At 49.0% G+C, this 19,562-nt stretch carries 15 protein-coding genes; 3 read left to right on the forward strand and 12 right to left on the reverse strand.

Translation table 11 applies throughout. From position 1 onward, the window contains the following. Positions 1–179: 179 nt before the first annotated feature. The 8 genes from iolE to MKY63_RS08645 form a co-directional block, all read right to left on the reverse strand. Positions 180–1,076 carry a myo-inosose-2 dehydratase gene (iolE, locus tag MKY63_RS08610; RefSeq protein ID WP_038574038.1) on the reverse strand — a complete coding sequence of 299 codons (897 nt, stop codon included), beginning with the start codon at positions 1,074–1,076 and terminating at the stop codon, positions 180–182. A 39-nt stretch (positions 1,077–1,115) separates the two neighbouring features. Beyond that, positions 1,116–3,071, reverse strand: coding sequence for a 3D-(3,5/4)-trihydroxycyclohexane-1,2-dione acylhydrolase (decyclizing) (iolD, locus tag MKY63_RS08615; protein WP_076107394.1), 1,956 nt, complete (start codon positions 3,069–3,071; stop codon positions 1,116–1,118). Positions 3,072–3,097: 26 nt separating this feature from the next. Then, positions 3,098–4,558 carry a CoA-acylating methylmalonate-semialdehyde dehydrogenase gene (locus MKY63_RS08620; RefSeq protein ID WP_339812470.1) on the reverse strand — a complete coding sequence of 487 codons (1,461 nt, stop codon included), beginning with the start codon at positions 4,556–4,558 and terminating at the stop codon, positions 3,098–3,100. Positions 4,559–4,667: 109 nt separating this feature from the next. After that, complete coding sequence (gene iolC / locus MKY63_RS08625) at positions 4,668–5,678, reverse strand: 5-dehydro-2-deoxygluconokinase (protein WP_076107390.1); 1,011 nt, start codon at positions 5,676–5,678, stop codon at positions 4,668–4,670. A 262-nt stretch (positions 5,679–5,940) separates the two neighbouring features. Further along, positions 5,941–6,951, reverse strand: a complete 1,011-nt coding sequence (locus MKY63_RS08630) for a LacI family DNA-binding transcriptional regulator (RefSeq protein WP_076101202.1) — start codon at positions 6,949–6,951, stop codon at positions 5,941–5,943. A gap of 185 nt (positions 6,952–7,136) precedes the next feature. Next, entirely contained in the window at positions 7,137–7,967 is an 831-nt protein-coding gene (iolB, locus tag MKY63_RS08635; protein ID WP_038568337.1) for a 5-deoxy-glucuronate isomerase, read from the reverse strand. Between the two features lie 38 nt (positions 7,968–8,005). After that, positions 8,006–9,052, reverse strand: coding sequence for an inositol 2-dehydrogenase (iolG, locus tag MKY63_RS08640; protein WP_052096728.1), 1,047 nt, complete (start codon positions 9,050–9,052; stop codon positions 8,006–8,008). Positions 9,053–9,179: 127 nt separating this feature from the next. Beyond that, a complete protein-coding gene (locus tag MKY63_RS08645; protein WP_038568335.1) occupies positions 9,180–10,295 on the reverse strand; it encodes a glycoside hydrolase family 88 protein in 1,116 nt (371 codons plus the stop codon). Positions 10,296–10,485: 190 nt separating this feature from the next. Between MKY63_RS08645 and MKY63_RS08650 the strand changes: the two genes are divergently transcribed. Next, positions 10,486–11,397, forward strand: coding sequence for an AraC family transcriptional regulator (locus tag MKY63_RS08650; RefSeq protein WP_038568333.1), 912 nt, complete (start codon positions 10,486–10,488; stop codon positions 11,395–11,397). Positions 11,398–12,125: 728 nt separating this feature from the next. On the opposite strand, the gene MKY63_RS08655 is transcribed toward MKY63_RS08650, so the two are convergent. The 3 genes from MKY63_RS08655 to MKY63_RS08665 all read right to left on the reverse strand — a co-directional run bounded on the left by MKY63_RS08655 (position 12,126) and on the right by MKY63_RS08665 (position 15,838). Continuing rightward, positions 12,126–13,382 carry an OFA family MFS transporter gene (locus MKY63_RS08655; RefSeq protein ID WP_256721526.1) on the reverse strand — a complete coding sequence of 419 codons (1,257 nt, stop codon included), beginning with the start codon at positions 13,380–13,382 and terminating at the stop codon, positions 12,126–12,128. 126 nt (positions 13,383–13,508) lie between these two features. After that, positions 13,509–14,237, reverse strand: a complete 729-nt coding sequence (locus MKY63_RS08660; protein ID WP_036687441.1) for a LytTR family DNA-binding domain-containing protein — start codon at positions 14,235–14,237, stop codon at positions 13,509–13,511. Then, the gene (locus MKY63_RS08665) at positions 14,234–15,838 is read right to left on the reverse strand and encodes a sensor histidine kinase (RefSeq protein ID WP_280513476.1); all 1,605 of its coding nucleotides are present in this window, start codon (positions 15,836–15,838) and stop codon (positions 14,234–14,236) included. The genes MKY63_RS08660 and MKY63_RS08665 overlap by 4 nt, the downstream gene beginning before the upstream one ends. Before the next feature lie 261 nt (positions 15,839–16,099). On the opposite strand from MKY63_RS08665, the gene MKY63_RS08670 reads away from it, so the two are divergent. After that, positions 16,100–16,615: a nucleotidyltransferase family protein gene (locus MKY63_RS08670; RefSeq protein ID WP_051491511.1), complete on the forward strand. Its 516-nt coding sequence runs from the start codon at positions 16,100–16,102 to the stop codon at positions 16,613–16,615. Between the two features lie 75 nt (positions 16,616–16,690). Here MKY63_RS08670 and MKY63_RS08675 read toward each other — a convergent pair whose 3' ends face one another. Further along, positions 16,691–18,205 carry a methyl-accepting chemotaxis protein gene (locus tag MKY63_RS08675; RefSeq protein ID WP_051491509.1) on the reverse strand — a complete coding sequence of 505 codons (1,515 nt, stop codon included), beginning with the start codon at positions 18,203–18,205 and terminating at the stop codon, positions 16,691–16,693. Positions 18,206–18,439: 234 nt separating this feature from the next. On the opposite strand from MKY63_RS08675, the gene MKY63_RS08680 reads away from it, so the two are divergent. Further along, positions 18,440–19,534 (forward strand): GGDEF domain-containing protein, encoded by a 1,095-nt coding sequence (locus tag MKY63_RS08680; protein ID WP_076224874.1) that lies wholly within the window; start codon positions 18,440–18,442, stop codon positions 19,532–19,534. The last annotated feature ends 28 nt before the right edge of the window (positions 19,535–19,562 follow it).

Genomic DNA, 19,562 nt, shown 5'->3' on the forward strand with positions numbered 1-19,562 from the left:
AACTCTTCCGCCTAATTTGCTGCCATTATAACACATACAACATGAACCCGACCAACGAAGCCATTCGTATTTTACACCTGCTCATTAAAAAGGCGAGGTGCGCACAGCCATAGCCGTGAACCCCCGCATATAAATCTGTCCGAGCAGCCGCCAAGCACCAAGTGGTAGCCCTCCTCGGCCTATAAACCACTCAGATCTCTGATATAACGGCGCGCCTTGATCGCATATTCCAGTGGATCGGCAAGTGCCGGATCCTGCTCCGCTTCCACTACAAACCATCCCGTATAAGAGTAACTTGCCAATTCGGTGAAAATCTCCGCAAAGGATATACATCCATCGCCAGGTACGGTGAATGCGCCCGCTTTTACAGCCTGGAGAAAACTGAGCTGATCCCGCAGCACACGCTGAACAACCTCCGGACGTATATCCTTCAAATGGACATGTTTAATCCGAGGTAGATGGATGCGCAGCACCTCTAAGGGATTCTCACCGGCAAAAGCTAGATGACCGGTATCGAACAGCAGGGACACCTCTTCCGGTTCCGTGAGCTCCATTAGCTTAGCAATTTCGCCCCCAGTCTGCACCCCTGTCCCCATATGATGATGGTATACAAGCGCCATACCTTTTTCAGCAGCCAGCCGGCCAAGCCCACCCAGTCCATCGGCAAGTGCGGCCCACTCCGCTTCTGTGAATACAGGTTTATTAGCAAATAGCGGCGTATCCATTTGTCCCTGAATACTCCGCCCTTGCTCTGAGACGACAATCACCTTCGCACCCATCTCATATAAAAAATCACGATGCGCGCAAAAAGCCTCCGCTGTCTCCTCATATGGCCGCACAGTCAGATACGCGCTGAACCAAGCGCTGGCAATCTCAAGTCCACGAAGCTCCAGTGCCCGGCGCAGCCGTTCCGGAGAGCGTGGATACTTGTTGCCCACCTCGCTTCCCTGAAACCCGGCAAGCGCCATTTCGCTAATGCACTGTTCAAAGGTATTGTCTTTTCCCAGTTCAGGCATATCATCATTAGTCCAAGCGATAGGAGCAATCGCCAGCTTGACCGCATGTTCTTTGAACATCATCGATTCTACCCCTTCCGTTTCACAGTATTACTAATACTAATAACTGCGGGCCTTTCCAAGCTGTTCAAGCTTCTGCTCGTGGGCAGCCCGAACGGCCTCACTGCCGGACACTTCTGGAACACCAACATTCCACCAGGCTCCGTAACCATGTGTCATTGTCTTGGGCAGCACCTTAATGTCGATTAGGGTGGAACGATCCTGCAGCTGAGCCTCCCTCAAAGCGTCACGCAGCTGCTCAGCCGTTGACGCACGGAAGGTCTTCACTCCATATCCCGCGGCACTTGCTGCATAATCTATGCCTATCAGTTCGCCGCTCAGCTGACCTTCCGGGCCCCGGTAGCGGAATTCAGTCGCCATGCTATCCAGTCCTTGCTCCATCTGCAGGTTGTTAATGCAGCCAAACCCCATGTTATCTAGCAGAATGACGTTGATCTTCTTGTTCTCCTGAAGGCTCGTCACTAGTTCTGAATGCAGCATTTGATAGCTGCCATCGCCCACCAATGCATATACCTCCCGGTCCGGCTCCGCCAATTTCACACCGAGTGCACCGGAGATTTCATACCCCATACACGAAAAGCCATATTCCATATGGTAAGTATCCGGCACAGTGGAATTCCACATCCGCTGCATGTCGCCCGGTAAGCTGCCTGCGGCTCCTATCACAATGGCGTCTTTCGGAAGATATTCATTGAGAATCCCGAGTACCTGTGTTTGCGCCAGCGAAGTGTTCAACTTCGCCGCATATTCAGATAGCTTCTCGTCAAGATGTCCGGCAACTTCCGGCACGAAGGAAACTGAAGAACGATCTGCCTCCTGATTCACCGTATACTCCACGTCAGATAGACGCTTTCTTTCCACTTCCCATGCCTTTTTTGCCACTACAATTTCATCTGTATAAGCGGTGCGGTAACCACGCTCCTCCAACGTGGCAGACAGCGCTCTAAGACCTTCGGCAGCATCGCAGACCACAGCCAGCGCATCCAGCTTGGAGGCATGGTAGAGGGAAGCGTTAATTGTCAGGAACTCCACCTCGGGATGGGCGAACAAACTCTTCGAACCTGTCGTGAAGTCCGTAAACCGGGTACCCACACCGATCACCAGATCCGCTTCTGCGGCCAACGTATTAGCACAGCCATTCCCGGTAACTCCTATGCCACCGAGATTGTAGGCACAGTCGCTTGCCACGGCACTTTTTCCGGCTTGCGTCTCACCGAATGGGATGGCGAATTTCTCTGCAAATGCACGTAATTCCATCCCTGCATCTGCATACCGGACTCCACCCCCACAGACCAGCAGAGGTCGCTGTTTGCTGGCAATAAGATCAGCTGCCGCAGCAAGCTCATCCGGATGCGGAGTACGGGAAACGATCCGATGGATGCGCTTGCGGAAGAACTCAAGTGGATAGTCCCAGGCCTCCCCTTGCACATCCTGCGGCAGCGCAATCGTGACTGCCCCGGTGTCTGCCTGATCAGTCAGCACACGCATCGCGTTCAGCAATGCTGTCATCAGCTGCTCTGGCCGATAAATCCGGTCCCAGTATTTGCTCACCGCTTTGAAGGCATCGTTGACCGTTATCGACAGATTGTAGGTGTGCTCCATTTGCTGAAGTACCGGGTCCGGTTGACGGGTGGCAAAGGTATCGCCGGGGAGCAGCAGCACGGGAATCTGATTCGCCGTCGCAGTGGCAGCGGCTGTCAGCATATTGGCTGAACCCGGCCCTACCGAAGCGGTGCAGGCCATGATTCGCCGTCTGCGGCTCTGCTTGGCAAAGGCAGTCGCCGCATGCACCATTCCTTGCTCATTCCTCCCCTGATAGACCGTCATCTCACCCGGCGCTTCCTGAAGTGCCTGCCCCAGTCCAAGTACATTGCCATGGCCGAAAACGGTGAATATACCGTGTACAAAACGCTCCGGTCCATTGCCAAATTCCACATATTGCTGGTTCAGAAATTTCACCAGCGCCTGCGCCGTCGTTAATCTAATCGTATCCACGTGAAGCCTCCCTTTCGCCGTTTTTGTTACTGCCAGCGGGCAGTGACGACTTTTTTGCGTGTATAAAATTCAACCCCGTCGCTTCCATTCGCATGCAGATCGCCATAGAAGGAATCCTTCCAGCCGGAGAAAGGGAAAAAGGCCATCGGTGCTGGCACTCCGACATTGACACCCAACATGCCTGACTCGATATTTTCCCGGAAATAACGCACTTTCCCGCCGTCATTCGTAAAAATACAAGCCCCGTTGGCAAAACGAGAGGCATTGGCAATTTCAATCGCCTCTTCTACATCCTTGACGCGGATCACTGCCAGGACAGGCGCGAAAATTTCCTCCTGCCAGATTTTCATTTCCCGGGTCACTCCATCAAACAACGTTGGGCCGATAAAATAACCCTGTCCCTGCACCGCAGCATCCGCCCGGCCGTCTCTTAGCAGCTTAGCACCCTCAGCCACGCCTTGTTCAATATAAGCGACCGTTTTGTCTTTATGACTTTGGCGGATAACTGGCCCAAGAAACGTGTCGTCGTCCAAGCCATCGCCGATGTTCATCTGCTCACATTCACGCAGGAGGATGGAGATCAGCTCATCAGCAACCTCTTCCTGCACCGTTACCACGGAGCAAGCCATACAGCGCTCTCCCGCCGAGCCGAAGGCTGCGTTGACAATCTGTGTTGCTGAAGCCTCAAGATTCGCGTCGGCCAACACAATAGAGTGATTTTTCGCCCCTGCCAACGCCTGAACCCGCTTCAAACACGCCGTACCCTTCTTGTAGACATATTCGGCCACTGGCTGTGAGCCAACGAAGGAAATCGCCTTCACATCAGGATGCTCCAGCAGGCCGTTTACCACCTCATGCGCACCGTTAACCAGATTGAGCACACCTTTCGGAAGCCCGGCTTCCTCTAGCAATTCAACCAAACGCGCTGCCAGCAGCGGTGTGCGTTCGGAGGGCTTCAGCACAAAGGTATTCCCACAGGCGATAGCCAACGGGAACATCCAGCAAGGCACCATCATCGGAAAATTAAACGGTGTGATCCCGGCGACTACACCGATGGGATAGCGATACATCCCAGACTCGATGCCTGTCGCGATGTCGGGCAGCTGCCGGCCCATCATCAGCGTCGGCGCACCTGCCGCAAATTCCACACACTCAATGCCGCGCTGCACCTCTCCGTAGGCCTCTTTGAAGCTTTTTCCATTCTCCAGCGTGATCGTCTTCGCCAGTTCATCCCAATGCTCCACCAGCAGCTGCTGATATTTGAACAAGATCCGTGCTCTGCGCGGCACCGGTGTCTTGGACCAGCCTGCAAAAGCCGCCTTTGCCGCCGCCACTGCCCGATCAACATCGACTCTGCTGGACAGCGGAACCCTTGCCATCTCCTCACCAGACGCTGGATTGTATACCGTTTCTAAGTGCTCCGTAGCCGCCTCTACCCACTGCCCGTCAATATAGTTGTTCAGCACTTGCACGGTTTGCTGTGCCATTCTACTCACTCCTTCATCTCATTAATGCGATCCTGCGAATGTAATCTAATCTTGCATAACTATTCGATCTGGGGTTGTTTGAGTTGTGTCCTCTCCAACCTCCGGCTACTTACTCTGCACCTGAAATGATTTCCTCGTTAGACAATAAAAACGCTTCCAATTCATCCAAGGTTGGCATGGCATCCGAACAGCTGTGGCGGGAGATGACAATGGATGCCGACGCGCTGCCGCGGCGCATGGCCTCACCGACGCTTTCACCCCGCATTAGACTGTGAATAAAGGCTGAGGCGTAGGAATCCCCGGCTCCAAATGTCTTCAATACTTTAGCGGGAAAAATACCACTCCGATGCTTCTGCCCATCCGCCGTGTAGGAGATTGAACCACTCCCGCCATGCTTGATAACGACCAGCTTTGCTTGGTGCGAGAACCAGCGGTTAACTGTTGCTTCGTCATCTGCATCTGTTACATTGTACAGGCTCTCCATCATATTAAATTCCTCACGGGTACCGATGATACAATCGCATTTCTCAGCTGCCAGATTATAATAAACCGCTGTTTCTGCGGCTGACTTCCACGTATAGGGGCGGTAATCGAGATCAAAAAATACAGTGACATTGTGCTTGCGGGCGAACTCCAAAGCGACAAACACAGCCTCACGGGACGGACTTTGTGCCAGTGCAGTACCTGAGATCAGCAGTGCCTTGGACTTCCGAATATACTCTTCCGAGATCTCCTCCGTACTCAGCAGCAAATCAGCCACATGATCCCGGTACATCAGAATGCTGCACTCCTGAGGGCTCTTTATTTCAGTAAAAGCAAGCCCAGTCACTGCACCAGTCTGGTCAACACTCACCTGGCTATCGTCAATGCCATTCCTTTGCAGATAAGTTCGGATAAAACGGCCCATCTGATCATCGGATATCTTACCGATAAAGCCAGTGCGCATCCCTAGCCGTGCTGCTCCAATTATGATATTGGCAGGAGAGCCGCCAACATATTTGGTAAAGGTCAGTGTCTCTTCCATGGGTCTTCCGGTTTCATTAGCGTTCAAGTCAATACAGAGCCGACCGACAGCGATTAAATCCAGCGGTCGTGCAGGATCGAACTGTAAACCGTTCATTATGACGCCTCCTTGAGAAAACTTCAGTGAAATGGATTAATGAGATACAACAATCATCGGGGGTGGGTTAAGCGCTTAACCTAATTTCCATTAGTATAGTTTAGAAATTGGAGTTTGGCAATCCTGAACTTAAACGAAGTTGGGATCTGAACTCATGTACCAGAAAAAAACAAAGAAAAGACCTGTTCCTCGCCGCTAAGCGAAGTACAGGTCTTCAGATAGGAGTCGGCGTTCTTACTCCGTTTGTAGAGTTTGTGTCTTCCTAATGCGGTGCCGGTCCAGTGGAATGGCGGACTATCAGTTCCGGCATCAGCATGATCTTGCGCTTAGGACTATCGGGATTGTCGATAGATTCGTTCAGCAGAATCATCGCCTGTTCCGTCATCTCACGCAGAGGCTGAGCAATGCTGGTCAAGGTAGGATGGCAAATTTCAGCCAGCATTGTATTGTCAAAACCCACTACGGACAGATCACGGGGAATTGACAAGCCTGCGCTGCGCGCCTCCTTCAATATCCCAATCGCGAGCAGATCGTTGCAAGCGAATATCGCGGTCGGCCGGTCTTCCTGCGCCTGAGCCAGCATCGCGGCAGCCGCTTTGCGGCCGTTCTCCAGCGTGGCTGAGGTATGCGTGAGATTAGCCGGATTGTCAAAGCCAACACCTGCTGCCTTGAGCGCATCCATAAAGCCTTCCACGCGCAGCTTACTCCCCGGTAAATTGTCAGAGATAACGCCGAGCCTGCGATGGCCCAAGGACAACAGATATTCTGTCGCCTGATAGCCTCCCTTATAGTCATCCACCGTGACGCTGTTGCTCTCCATCATCCGGATATCAGCCGAAAATAACACAAGCGGCACGTGATCAGCCAGCAGGCGGCGGACCATATCCGGATTCCCTGTATGAGAAGCAATGATTATACCGTCCACCCGTTTGCGCAGGAGCAGTGAGATATACCGGGCCGCCTTCTCATCATCCCGGTCTGTACTGCATACAATTAAGTCGCTTCCCTGCTCCTGAGCATAATCCTCAATACCTCGGGCCGCCTCAGCAAAAAAGGGGTTGGAAATATCGGGAATCATCAACCCGATTGTTCCCGTTCGGCGACTCGTCAGCGCAGAGGCCACCAGACTCGGCTGGTAATTCAGCTCCTCCATGATCCGATGAACCTTCTCCCGTGTCTTATCGCTAATTCTCCCGTTCTTGTTCAACACCTTGGACACCGTAGCGATGGAGACTCCCGCTTCCCGTGCCACATCATATATCGTAGGTTTCATCGTTAGTGAGCCCGCCTTTACGTTCGTACAATCAATCCTATACCTAGATTATAAGGAACTCTTCTGACAGTGTCTATTAAGCGGTGCAAGGGACTCTGTTACTGTCGCGAACATTTGGTCAATACATCGACACAAAGAAGGAGCCTCCGCCTTGCGGAAGCCCCCTTTTCGTGCGTGCTGCTACACTATTCCTTCTTATCCTTCTGGTGTTGCTGCATCTCGAACAGCCATTCATGTTCCGGATCATTATGAAAAACCCATGTGCGGACCGGACCTGCCATCACATTGAGATAATAAGAATCATAACCCGGCGGTGCCGATACAGGATGATAGCCCTCCGGAACCAATACAATACTGCGGTCAGACACCGCCATCGTCTCATCGAGGCTGCGGTCATCATTATACACCCGCTGCACTACAAAACCATGAGCCGGGTTAACCCGGTGGTAGTATGTCTCTTCCAGATAAGACTCAGCAGGTAGATTGTCACAGTCATGCTTGTGCGGAGGATAGCTGGACCAATTGCCGCCACCCGTACGCACTTCCACGACCAGCAGGCTCTCGGCTTCACTCTGCTCAGGCAAAATGTTGACCACTCGCCGTGACATGCTGCCAGAACCGCGGGCTTCGGCTACAGTATCGCACGGAGTGATCAAACGTGGCGCATATTTGCCCGTTCCTGGTGCAAGGCAAACCGCAAGTTCCAGCTCCGTCAAGGCCGTAACTTCATAATGCCCTCCCGCCGGAATATACACCGCATACGGCGGCAAATCCTCAAATACAGACATACGTTCACCGATCCCGGCGAACAACTGGGCGCCTGCTCTCACATCCGCCTTGCCCGCCAGCAGCACCAGACAGATTTCATTCCCTTCCGCGCTGCGGCTCAGCGTATCCCCAACCTGCAGCTGGTACACTTCAAAACCTACATACTCCCATCCAGCGCTCTCCTTGCTAACTGCCGCTACAAGTCCATCTTTGCCGGGTGCTCCGGCTTTTATGATTAGATTGGACATCTTCACAGACCTCCCCCATCTTCAGCATCTGCATCCGCTTACAAAGCATGTGTCGCCGATATTCCCTCTCCGGCACAAGAAGACAACTTGACCGGAAGCCCGGTAAGATAGGATTCTTTAGCGGCTTCGGCAATCCGTTCCGCCTGTTGCCCATCAAGCCCGCTGCAAATGATAGGCTCCTGCAAGCGGATTGCCCGGGCAAATGCGGCAACCTCTTCCACGAAAGCCTGGTTATACCGCTCGAGAAAGAAATGAAGCGGCTGATCGCGTGTGACCGAAGCAGCGGTTGAAACCTCTACAGTTGTTGGACGGCAGTTGTCGGCGGTGGCTGAGCCGCAGGAACCGAACACCTCCACACGTTGATCATAACCATATACAGCCTTACGGCTGTTATCAATGACGCAGATTGCGCCACTGGCAAAGGTCAGCGTGATGACAGCTGTATCCACATCATCGCAGCGCCCAAACATCGGATCAACGAGATTGGCACCTCGGGTATAAACTTCTGTTACTTCCTCACCCATCAGATAACGGGCCATATCAAAATCGTGAATCGTCATATCCATAAACATCCCGCCGGAAGACCGCACATAAGCCTCACCCGGAGGCTGCGGATCACGTGATGTGATCTTCACAACATGTGGACTGCCTAGCTCTCCTGACTGAACCAGTTGCTTAAGTTTGCGGAAGCTAGGGTCCATTCGCCGGTTGAAGCCGACCTGTAGCAATACACCCTCATCCTCCACTATCTTCAGTGCCTGGTGGGTAAACTCTGACGACAGGCTGATCGGCTTTTCACAGAAAATATGTTTCCCAGCCCGGGCTGCTAGCTCAATCCATGAGGCGTGGGTATCCGTAGGTGTGCAGATAAACACAGCCTCGATCTCAGGGTCATTCAGAAGGTCTTGCCCATTCACAAATGCAGAGCCAAGATTCCGGCTCTCTGCCCAGACCAGCAATTCCTCACTTACCACAGCCTCCGCAATTGATTTCAACTTAAACGACGGCATCACACGCAGATTATCTGCATGAAGCCGGCCAATTCTGCCTGCCCCAATAATGCCAACTACGATCGGATTTACCATGTTTGCTTATCCTCCTTCGAGGTAAGCGCTTAACCATCCCGAAAATAGTATACTCCAAGCACCAGCGAAGTTACAAGCAAATATTTCTCCAGCTTTTTTGACTCTCGCCTTAGCTATTTACTCAACCTCAACAGTAATGTAACGCTTCACCTAGTGCGACTAAAACCATGGCCTGCCCGTAGGCCATAGGGGCAATAATGATTTGCTTATAATCTTCTTTTGCAGCACCAATCGGAGTACCGCCGGATACACCAAGCACCGTGCCTTCATCGTCAATTCTGTCCAGCACCGCCCGGATCGCTTTCAGGGCATGACCTGCATACGATTCCGGCAACAACCCCCTGCGTACGCTATGCAAAATACCCGCTGCGATAGCTGCTGAGCCTGACGTTTCAGTATAACTGCTAGAGTCGTCCAGCAGCGTATGCCACAATCCATCTCCGCTCTGGCAGGCTAATAAAGCTGTTGCCTGTGCGTTCAGGATCTGTTGAAGATATTCAAACACTCCACTGTCCAGATACGGCCCCATCAAATCCAGGTATTCAGGCAGGCCGAGTGTAAACCAGCTATTACCCCGGCACCAGAAGGCTTCGCTGAAATTATGCCGGCCGCCAAAATGCCAGCCATGAAAAAACAGCCCTGTCTTTTTATCATACAGGTATTTGATATGCAGCAGCAGTTGGTAAAGCGACGCTTGCCGCCATGCGGAATTATCGTATTTCACACCCATTTTTGCCGTGAACAAAATAGCCATAAATAACGTATCAATCCAGATTTCATTATCGTTGAGCGTAACTTCATCCTTGCTCGCTCCTGTTGTGACATGCTGATAACCAGACTCCTTCGTCCGCGGCAGGCCATGCATCAACCACTGTACCCATTCCAGGCTTAATTCCTCCGATTCCTTCAGTTCCATCAATGACAGCAACGGCGCTGTTGTATTGATATTCCGGCTCGGCAGCCCCTTGCCCAGCTGCTTGCTCATCCAAAGCTTGGCATATTCTTGATAACGCTCATCCTTGAAATGCTGCTCAAGTTTTTGAAGTCCGTAAAGCCCCACTCCCTGCGGCCAATCCCATTCCTCCATGCCAAAATCACGAGCAAAATACCCCCGTCGTCCCGCATCCTCCCCTAAATTTTGCAGTTCGGCTTCGTTTTCCGGCCGCTCCAGCTTCAGCAGCTTATCCGTCACGCGGTTCAGCTTTTCAATGATCTCAACTTTACTAATCCGGCTGTTGTTCATCTGTTTTCCGCCCCTTCGCCTGCCATTTTGGGTCTTCCCTCATGTTGGCTAGTTCCATTCACCCGTAATATATCAAACCATTCCATACAAAAACTACTTTATATTTGCTGTAATAACCCTCATATATTGCAAATCTTGCTTTTCTGAACATATAATAAGTGCATATTACAGAATAAGGCGGTGAGAGCATTTGCTTGAAAGCGACTTACTGTACGAACAAGGATATAGCGTACGTATCAACACGCCCGTTGATCCCCTTTTTTACTATTTTGATTATGACCAGCGTTCTCACGATATCAATATGGAGTTTCAGCATTTTCATGATTTTTACGAGATTCATATCTTAATGGATTCCCGAGCCACTCATATTATCGATGGGAATGTCTGCGCCCTCCAGCAGTATGACATCGTGCTCCTGCGTCCTTATCGGATGCATAAGACACAATATCCGGAAGGGCCGCCGTTTAAGCGGCTGATCATAAACTTCGCCATGCCCAAGGATATACCCGGTTTAGAGAACGCTTACAAAAGTATGTTTCTCTCATTTTGGGAAGAAATACCGATCTACCGTTTGCCAAAAGAGTTGCGCAAAGCCGTGTTTGATCCTCTTAACGCTATCTTCACCTTATCACACAGCACTTCACCATTAAATCCAGTACTGATTCACAGCCTTTTCCAACAGTTTCTATGTGCTTTATACCAGCGCAGGGATCAGAACAGCTATGTCCCAGAGGAGATCGGAAATGCCATTATGCAAAAAATCTACTCGATCACCGCATACATCCATAGCCATTACAACAGCGAGTTATCCCTTGATTTCCTCGCTAAAGAGTTCTTTATCAGCTCCTATTATTTATCACACCAATTTAAGTTAATTACCGGCTCCACGCTGACAGAATATATTCAGATGACCCGGGTCCGTAATGCCCAGCAATTGCTGATTTACACCCGCCTGAAGATTTCCGAGATCGCCGGGCAATGCGGATTCAACAGTTTCTCCCAGTTCAACCGCATATTCAATAAACTTAGTGGGGTCTCCCCATCCGAGTTCCGCAAGAATCAGATCACATCCAACACTGCTTCGACCACACTGTCCTATTGATGTACTTGCTTACCTAGTTACAAAAAATCCGCTGTGCGTCCGACAAATCTATCCACCCTCTAAATAAACATATTGAGCAGTAACGGAGGCAATGTTTAGACGCAAAAGAGAGACGAAGGGAAAGGAATGGCAAAAGTGATGGTGCAGGCCCACAGACGTTGGTACAGATGCTGGTACTGATGTAGGTGCTGGTGTAGGTGCCTGTAGTGATATAGGTGCTAGGTGCTCCTAGTGATGTAGGTGCTAAGTGCTCCTAGTGATGTAGGTGCTAGGCGCTCGTAGTGATATAGGTGCTGGTGCTGGTGCTGGTGCTGGTGCTGGTGCTGGTGCTGGTGCTGGTGCTGGTGCTGGTGCTGGTGCTGGTGCTGGTGCTGGTGCAAGGGTAGTCACGTTTAACTGTATTTCATACAACTATTTTTTCACGCATCACGCCACCATTAGATATAGCTGTATTTGGTGCAACTATTTCCTTGGTTTTTTCGCCTCTAAGCAACATCTCGAGGTTTTAGTTGTACAGAATACAGCTAAAGTCCGAAGATTCACTATTTCATACGGAATAGTTGCACAGAATGCAGTTACTTCTCAGATCCCAGCAAAACTCCTTCTCCCAATTGAAGATAATCCGCCCAAACAAGTCTCAGCTCAGCAAGCCACCGCAAATCAAAAAAACAGGCAGCGATTCTCCACTAACCGGAGAATCGCTGCCTGGCTCTAACTTCAATTACACCTTAAGCTGTACGTTCCGTTGCTTTGAGACGCAGCGCTTTTTTCTCTTTCGACTTCGCCACTGGCGGTTTCAGAGAAATCGCGATGATGCAGGCCAGCAGGCACAAGAGGCCAAAGATAACAAAGGTTGGTTTGAACCCGCCTAGGAAGACGGCGATAAACGAACCGGAAAGGGCACCAATACCAAAACCTTGGTAGACGATTCCGTAGTTCTTACTGTGATTTTTCAGTCCGAAGAAGTCGCTGACAATGGCCGGGAACACCGTGATATTCCCGCCAAAGCAGAACGCAATGGCTGCTACACAAGTGAAGAAAAGTCCGAAATTCAGGGTCGCGTAGCTGAGGGTCAGCATAGCCGCCGCAGTTACAGCAAGTGATGCGCCTACCAGCTTCAAGCGACTTATTTTGTCAGATAAAGCACCCAGAATTAAACGTCCCGCTGTATTAAAGATCGCAATCATAGCCACCGCACTAGCTGCAGTCTGTACATCAAGTCCAGCCAGCTGCACGCCGATATCTTTTACAATACCGATCAAATACAGACCACACATACAGGCGGTGAAAAAGATGATAAATAGCAGATACGCTTCTTTTGTCCGCAGCATTTCTTTGACCGTATAGTCTTTCGGTGAACTCATTACTGCAGCTGTCGTTGAACCCGCTGGTGCTGGGGCCGCTTGAACCGGGGCTTCTCTTACGAGCAAGGAACCGATTACAATCATGCCCATAACAATCAAACCCCAATACATAAATGTATTAGACACACCCACTGAGTCAATCAACCCGCCGTTAATATATTTAAAGATCAAACTCCCTGTTCCATAAGCACCAACGGATACGCCGGAGATTAAACCTTTATTATTCGGAAACCATTTAATTAAATTAGATAATGAAGTGATATAAGCTGTCCCATCCGCAAAACCAACGATCACCCCAACCAATAAATAGAACATGAAGAGTGAATTGGCCTGCGAGCTAAGGATCAATCCTAGTCCGAGCACAATCCCAGCAGTAGCAGTCAAACGGCGAAGCCCGAAACGATCCTGCAGCTTCCCTGCGAACAAGGTGGCGAAAGCGAGTGCAAAGCTCGTTATAGAAAAAGTAATCGAAACGGAGTTAAGCTCCCAGCCAAATTTTGTTACCAGATGCGCATTAAATAAACTCCATGTATAGATGGTACCTAGGCCCATTTGCATAATTACTGTACCTAATACGATTAGCCACCGTTTGGTGCTTTTGCTGTCCATTGTCGTAGTCATGGTCTTTTCCTTCTTTCTCTCTCGTTGTCTGCTACAAGAGCTTCTATCGCCTCTTTATTGTAGCTAAACCAGCCGATGTTGAGAGAAATCCGGCATGAGATGACGGAAATGAAGAATGAATTGCATTTATAAGCGCATAATCTGCCTGAATTCTTTTACCTTACTACGACTTACCGGCACTTCAAAATCTAAATCATGCAGGCGCAGCAAATACGTATTGTTGAACCACGGGATGATTTCCTTGATCTTGGACAGGTTAACAATATAGGAACGATGGCAGCGAAAAAAACGATCCTGCGGCAGCCGCTGAAAGAAATCGCTAATACTAAGTGCCATGCTGTATTCCTCACCTTTAGTCATCACACTTGTACTTTTTTCCTGCGCGGAGGCGTAATAAATATCGTCGGCATTCACTACGATAATCTTTTCATTTTTCCACAGATTAACCTTGTCACTGACCGGATTACGCTCCTCTTCCCCCTGTCGTCCACGGTTGGCAAACGCATTTTCCAGCTTGTGCAGCATGGCTTTAATGCGAACCTCGCTATACGGCTTAAGAATATAGTCAAAAGCTTCAATCTCAAACGCCTCAGCGGCATGCTCCTTATACGCAGTGATGAACACTATGTAGGGTTTTACCGAGAATCTACTGATATTCTGTGCCAACAGCACCCCATCGATAGAGGGAATATTAATATCCAGAAAAATCACATCTACCGTATCACTCTGCAAAAATTTAAGTGCGTCCAGCCCATCTTCAAACTGTGCCGTTATATCGATCCCGCTGTGCGTCTCTATTAAATAAGCCAGCTCCTGTCTTGCCAGCTCTTCATCCTCTACGATGATCGCTCTCATTGGTCCTCCTTTTTAACATCAAAAAAGATGTTCGTCCCTTTATCCAATCTCTGAATGGTAAGTCCAGTCCCATAGATCAGCTTTACCCGTTGGTGTACATTAAACAGCCCGATTTTATTCTCCGGCATATCGCCAGTATAGACTTTCTCTATCGTTTCCTCGCTGATGCCAGCTCCGGTATCGCGAATGCCCACCCGTACGGTATCCCCGTGGTCTTTTACAGAAATCGTTACTGTTCCTGTCCCTCTTACCTTCAGTATGCCATGTATAATCGCATTTTCTACAAGCGGCTGAATGATCAGACTCGGAATCCGAACCTGAACCTCATCAATATCATAAAGCACGTTAAGCCGGCTTCCAAAACGCGCCTTTTCGATCTCTACGTATTGCTGGACCTGCTGTAGCTCTCGTTTGATATCAATGAATTCATCGGTAAGCTCCAGATTGTATCTCATATAACCGGACAGATTCACAATCAGCTCACGCGCCTTATCCGGATTAATTCGAATCGAGGACGCAATCGCATTCAGTGCATTGAATAAAAAATGCGGGTTAATGCTGGTCTGCAGTGCCTTCAGCTCCGCTTTGTTCGCCATTTCCTTAATGCCTTCCACCCGCGACACTTCCATCAAGGTAGAGATCATTTGCGACAGACCCACGGCCATAGCTTGAAGTGAGTAGGTAATCTTGTGGGCTTTGGTGTAATAGATTTTGAGCGCTCCCGTCACCTCACCCTTTTCCTTTAAAGGAATAATGATCAGCGACTTGATCTGCGGATTCACGTAATCACTATCATCATTACGGATGGTAATTTCACCACTGGACAACGTTACTTTAGTTTCCTCACTGATAATATCGTTAGTTGTCTCATAATCCTCCTCACCCACACCAACATAGGCACGAATAAACCGAGTATCAGTAATCGCTACAGCGTCTGCACCGATATCCTCTTTGATGATCTGGCAGATGGTGTGCAGCGACTCCTGGTTAATATTGCGAAAATACGGCAAGGTCTTATTGGCAATATCAAGCGCCAGCTTGGACTGCTTAGCCGCAATCCGTTCCTTCTCACCTTCCACGCTCTGCACTAACACGACAATCAGGCCGACACTAATCTGGCTCATAATCATCGGAAAAGCGATCTTGGACACGATATCCACACCCAGCGACATCGGCTGAGCCATCGCTAGAATGAGCAGCATCGTCAGTGCCTCACAGGCCATTCCCGCCAAAATGCCTGCTATCCAGCGACGCTCACCAGAGGTGCGGCGATAGATTATCCCAGACACTATGCCCGCGGTGATACTCGTAATCAGACAAGGAAGAGAGGTTACCCCTCCGATATCAATCAGAAAACGGTGAACCCCTGAGATGATGCCTGTTATAAGTCCAACCCATGGCCCGAACAAAATCCCGCCAGATACGATGGCGATAATTCGTACATTCACAAGCGAACCTTCCACATTAATTCCGCTATAAGTGCCGAAAATGGCAAATAAGCTGAAGATCATCGTTGCAATAGCAAGCTCTTGCGGAGCGTAACTCCCTTTTTGAAAAACCTCTTTAAACCGCGGCAGACGAGTCAATACAAATAGACACATCAGCAATAACGCAGCTCTTTCCAACAATTGCAGTAATATAGTAAACGTATATTGCACGGTCACCGCCTCCAAAGGTCTCGATGTCGATTCATTATAAAGATAGTTCATGCCTCTGTCCATTCAGCCTGTCCCTTTATACCTCTATTGAAACTCTTGTTGTATGATATTAACAGATTGGAAGCATGAATATTAGGAGGTGGCAGTTTGCGCAAGATAGAACACGAGGCAGATATCATTCAGCTTGTACATAATGATCCCTGGATGATGGATATTTTAGAAAATGCCAGATCGCTACAGTTACCTGACTGGTGGGTTTGTGCGGGGTTTGTACGTTCAAAAATCTGGGATACCTTACATGGATTTGAAGAACGGACCCCTTTGCCAGATATTGATGTTATTTATTATGACGGCAGCAATCTTCATGAGGAAGTGGAAAAGCAATGGGAGGCAAAACTAAGAGATTTAAATCCCCATGTGCCATGGTCCGTTAAGAATGAAGCAAGAATGCATACCATTAACAACCTTGCACCCTATACGTCATCTGTAGATGCCATCTCCAAGTTTCCGGAAACAGCTACAGCGCTTGGGCTTTCCTTAGATGAATACGGTAAGGTTATCCTAACCGCTCCGCATGGGATTGCGGATGTTATTAATGTAGTGTTGCGGGCTACCCCTCATTTCAACAATAATCCAAGCTTACTCCCTATTTATGAAAAACGAATTGCACAAAAAAACTGGCAGGCAACGTGGAAGCAATTGCAGGTCAGCGCTACCTAAAGCTAAGTTGTGTTAGCATCGGAATAAAAAAAACAGCAAGCCTCTGCTACAGAAGGGCTTGCTGCTGTTGCTTTATTACACCGCTAAATCAATACCCACCACGCCTACTACATCTCCCTGACGATTCCGGATTGCTCTAGATAATGTAATACAAGAACGTTTCGTAATCGCAGATACGTAAGGTTTAGAGACATATTCACCTTCATTCATGGCCCCATTCCACCAATCACGCCGCTTAGCATTCAACAAGCCAGCCGCTGGCTCGGAGTAGATAAAGGTTCCATCCGTCCGATTAGACCAAATGGCTTGTACATCTGGAATTTTCTTAATGTAAGCGTTCAAAACACCTTGATGAACTTCAGTATCTGGAGCGTAAAGTTCTTCCTTGGCGGAAATCGTCTCCAGGAGACTCTGCATTTCCTGAAGCCGGGCTGCATATTGGCTCATCTCAATTTCCGCTCTGCCCGCAATGCTAGTAACCGATTGCTGCAAGGATTGCGACTCCGCTAACAGATTGGCGCTGACTTCGTTCAGCTGCCCAATTTGATCCCGCTGCCGTGTCACCTGCTCCAGCGTAAGGTCTACATTGGCAATCGTCTCATTCACGATCGCCACCGCACCGCTCAGCTCCGTTGTCACTTCTACAATCAGCTTGCCCTGCTTCGCGGCAGCATCGATTGTTTCCGTCACGGCGCTGCCTACTTCATCTACTCTCGACGCGATATCATCGAGTCGAAGCTTCACCGTGCCGACCTCGTTCACCCCACGCTCCACTGAGACTTGCTCTTTCGTAACGGATTCCAGCACCTGCTGTACTCCATTATTAATGTCAAGCAAGATGCCTGAGGAGCGGTCTACCGAGCTCTTGCTTTGATCAGCCAGCTGCCGAATCCGGCTGGCCACTACTGCAAATCCGCGGCCCTGTTCACCGGCCCGGGCCGCTTCAATAGAAGCATTCAGCGCGAGCAATGAGGTCTCATTCACAATGGAGTTAATCAATGTATTGATCTCCTCTACCATCGCAATATGATTACTCAGGGTAGTAAACTTAGCTAACATGTCCCCACTCTGTGTTTGCAGATCCTTCATCACCCCATCTGCAATGCTCAGGGAATCTACCATTGCTGTCATTCCTTGCCGGGCATATTGCATATTCGAGCCTAGTTTTTCCGTCAATTCTTCGATATGTGCTGTAACTGAAGCTACACCGCCCATCGTCTGATAGGCCCCTTCAATATTGGCTTTAGCTTCGTTGCTGCGAATCCTTAAATCCGTTTCATACGCGTGTGAATAATCCGCTGTCTGCTGCAGCTGCTCTGTATGGCGGCTGATTTCTTCAAGTGCACCATGCAGCCGATCCGAGGTAACTACAATCTCATTGCCAAGAAGCTCCACTTTGTTCTGTGACTCCTTCAGCAGCGCTTCTTTGCGATAACCGTAGCGGGATGTATTCAGCGAGAACCATCCTAGAGAACCCATAAACAGAATAATCACCAGCTTATGAATCCAGAGCATGTCAATCAATAAGCTGTACACACTGACAAGAAGCAACAGGACGACTACAAAAATCTGGTTTGGACGGATCTGCATCTTCAATTCCACTCCACTCGATTGATGTTATGTATTCTAACATTATATCAGCAGAGTTAATTAAAGGAAATACTTTCTATAGTATTCCTTTTCGTTCAATCATTCCCCGGGCCAGGCAATCTCCCCTTATAAAGATGCTTGTTGAACTCCCGCTTCCAAGAAAGCCATCAAGAGGAAACCTGAGCTTATTGTCGAATATATAAGCATATTGCCACTGGAAAAGAGGATCACATTATGCGCGCCACACCTCAAACTCCTCGTCAGACCTATTGGAATCGTGTGCTTCTCAATTCATTCTGGATCATCCTGATTGTGTATTTAAGTATCCAGTTCATTGTTTCTCTATCCTTATGGAGCCAGCGTCCGGAAACCCCTACCAGGTACGATTATATTGAGCACTCGTTGATTTCTGATTCCATCATAGTGAGTTTGATCATTATTCTAGAAGTAATCTACAGATGGAAGCCCCTATGGGCCCAACTCGCCATTACGGTTGCAAGCCATCTATTTGCGGTTTTGATTATCGTCAATCTCAGCGATGAGTTGCATGTTAAATCATTAATTATGCTGTTCCCGCTACTAGTCTCGATGATCTATCTGAAGAGCAGTTATATGATAGCCACTTCTGCTATTTCTCTACTGTACACGATCATTTTATTCACCAGGACACCCATTCACCAGTACTTACCGATCACCCAAACTATCATTATCGCTCTTATTTTTGCAGGCACTGCTTTGGCAGGTTTTGCAGTAATCGTTCGTGGACGTGATTTGATGCAATCCCTGCAGAACTCCGTTAAGTCAGAACAGGAATTACGCATTCAGAATATAATTATGGATCGTCTATCTAAGATAGACCCCCTGACTGATCTGTATAATCACAAGACTTTTCACGAATATTTAGGTTGGCTAATTGAGCACCAGCAGAGTAATCCATTCTCCATGCAGCTTGCCGTTATGGATATCGATAATTTCAAAAAAGTAAATGATTGCTATGGACACTCCGTTGGAGATATCGTATTACAAAAAGTCGCAGCGATTCTGCTCGAGTATATCGGTCCTGATGATTTCGCCGCGCGGTACGGTGGCGAGGAATTCATTGTCATTTTGACTACCAAAACCTTTGAGCGATCCTATGAAATCATGCAACAAATTCTAGCCAAAGTAGCCGATACCCCTTTTGCCGAAATGGAAGGTAAAAGCATAACCGTCAGTATCGGGATGCATGATTACACAGGCGCAGACTCCAAAAATTCCACTTTTCAGCAGGCTGATAATGCACTTTACGAAGCTAAAAACACCGGGAAGAATAAAATTGTCATCAGCTAGTGACAAGCTCCACAGACACTGTTTATCT

The organism is Paenibacillus sp. FSL R7-0189 (assembly GCF_037969925.1).
Classification (GTDB): domain Bacteria; phylum Bacillota; class Bacilli; order Paenibacillales; family Paenibacillaceae; genus Paenibacillus_AQ; species Paenibacillus_AQ odorifer.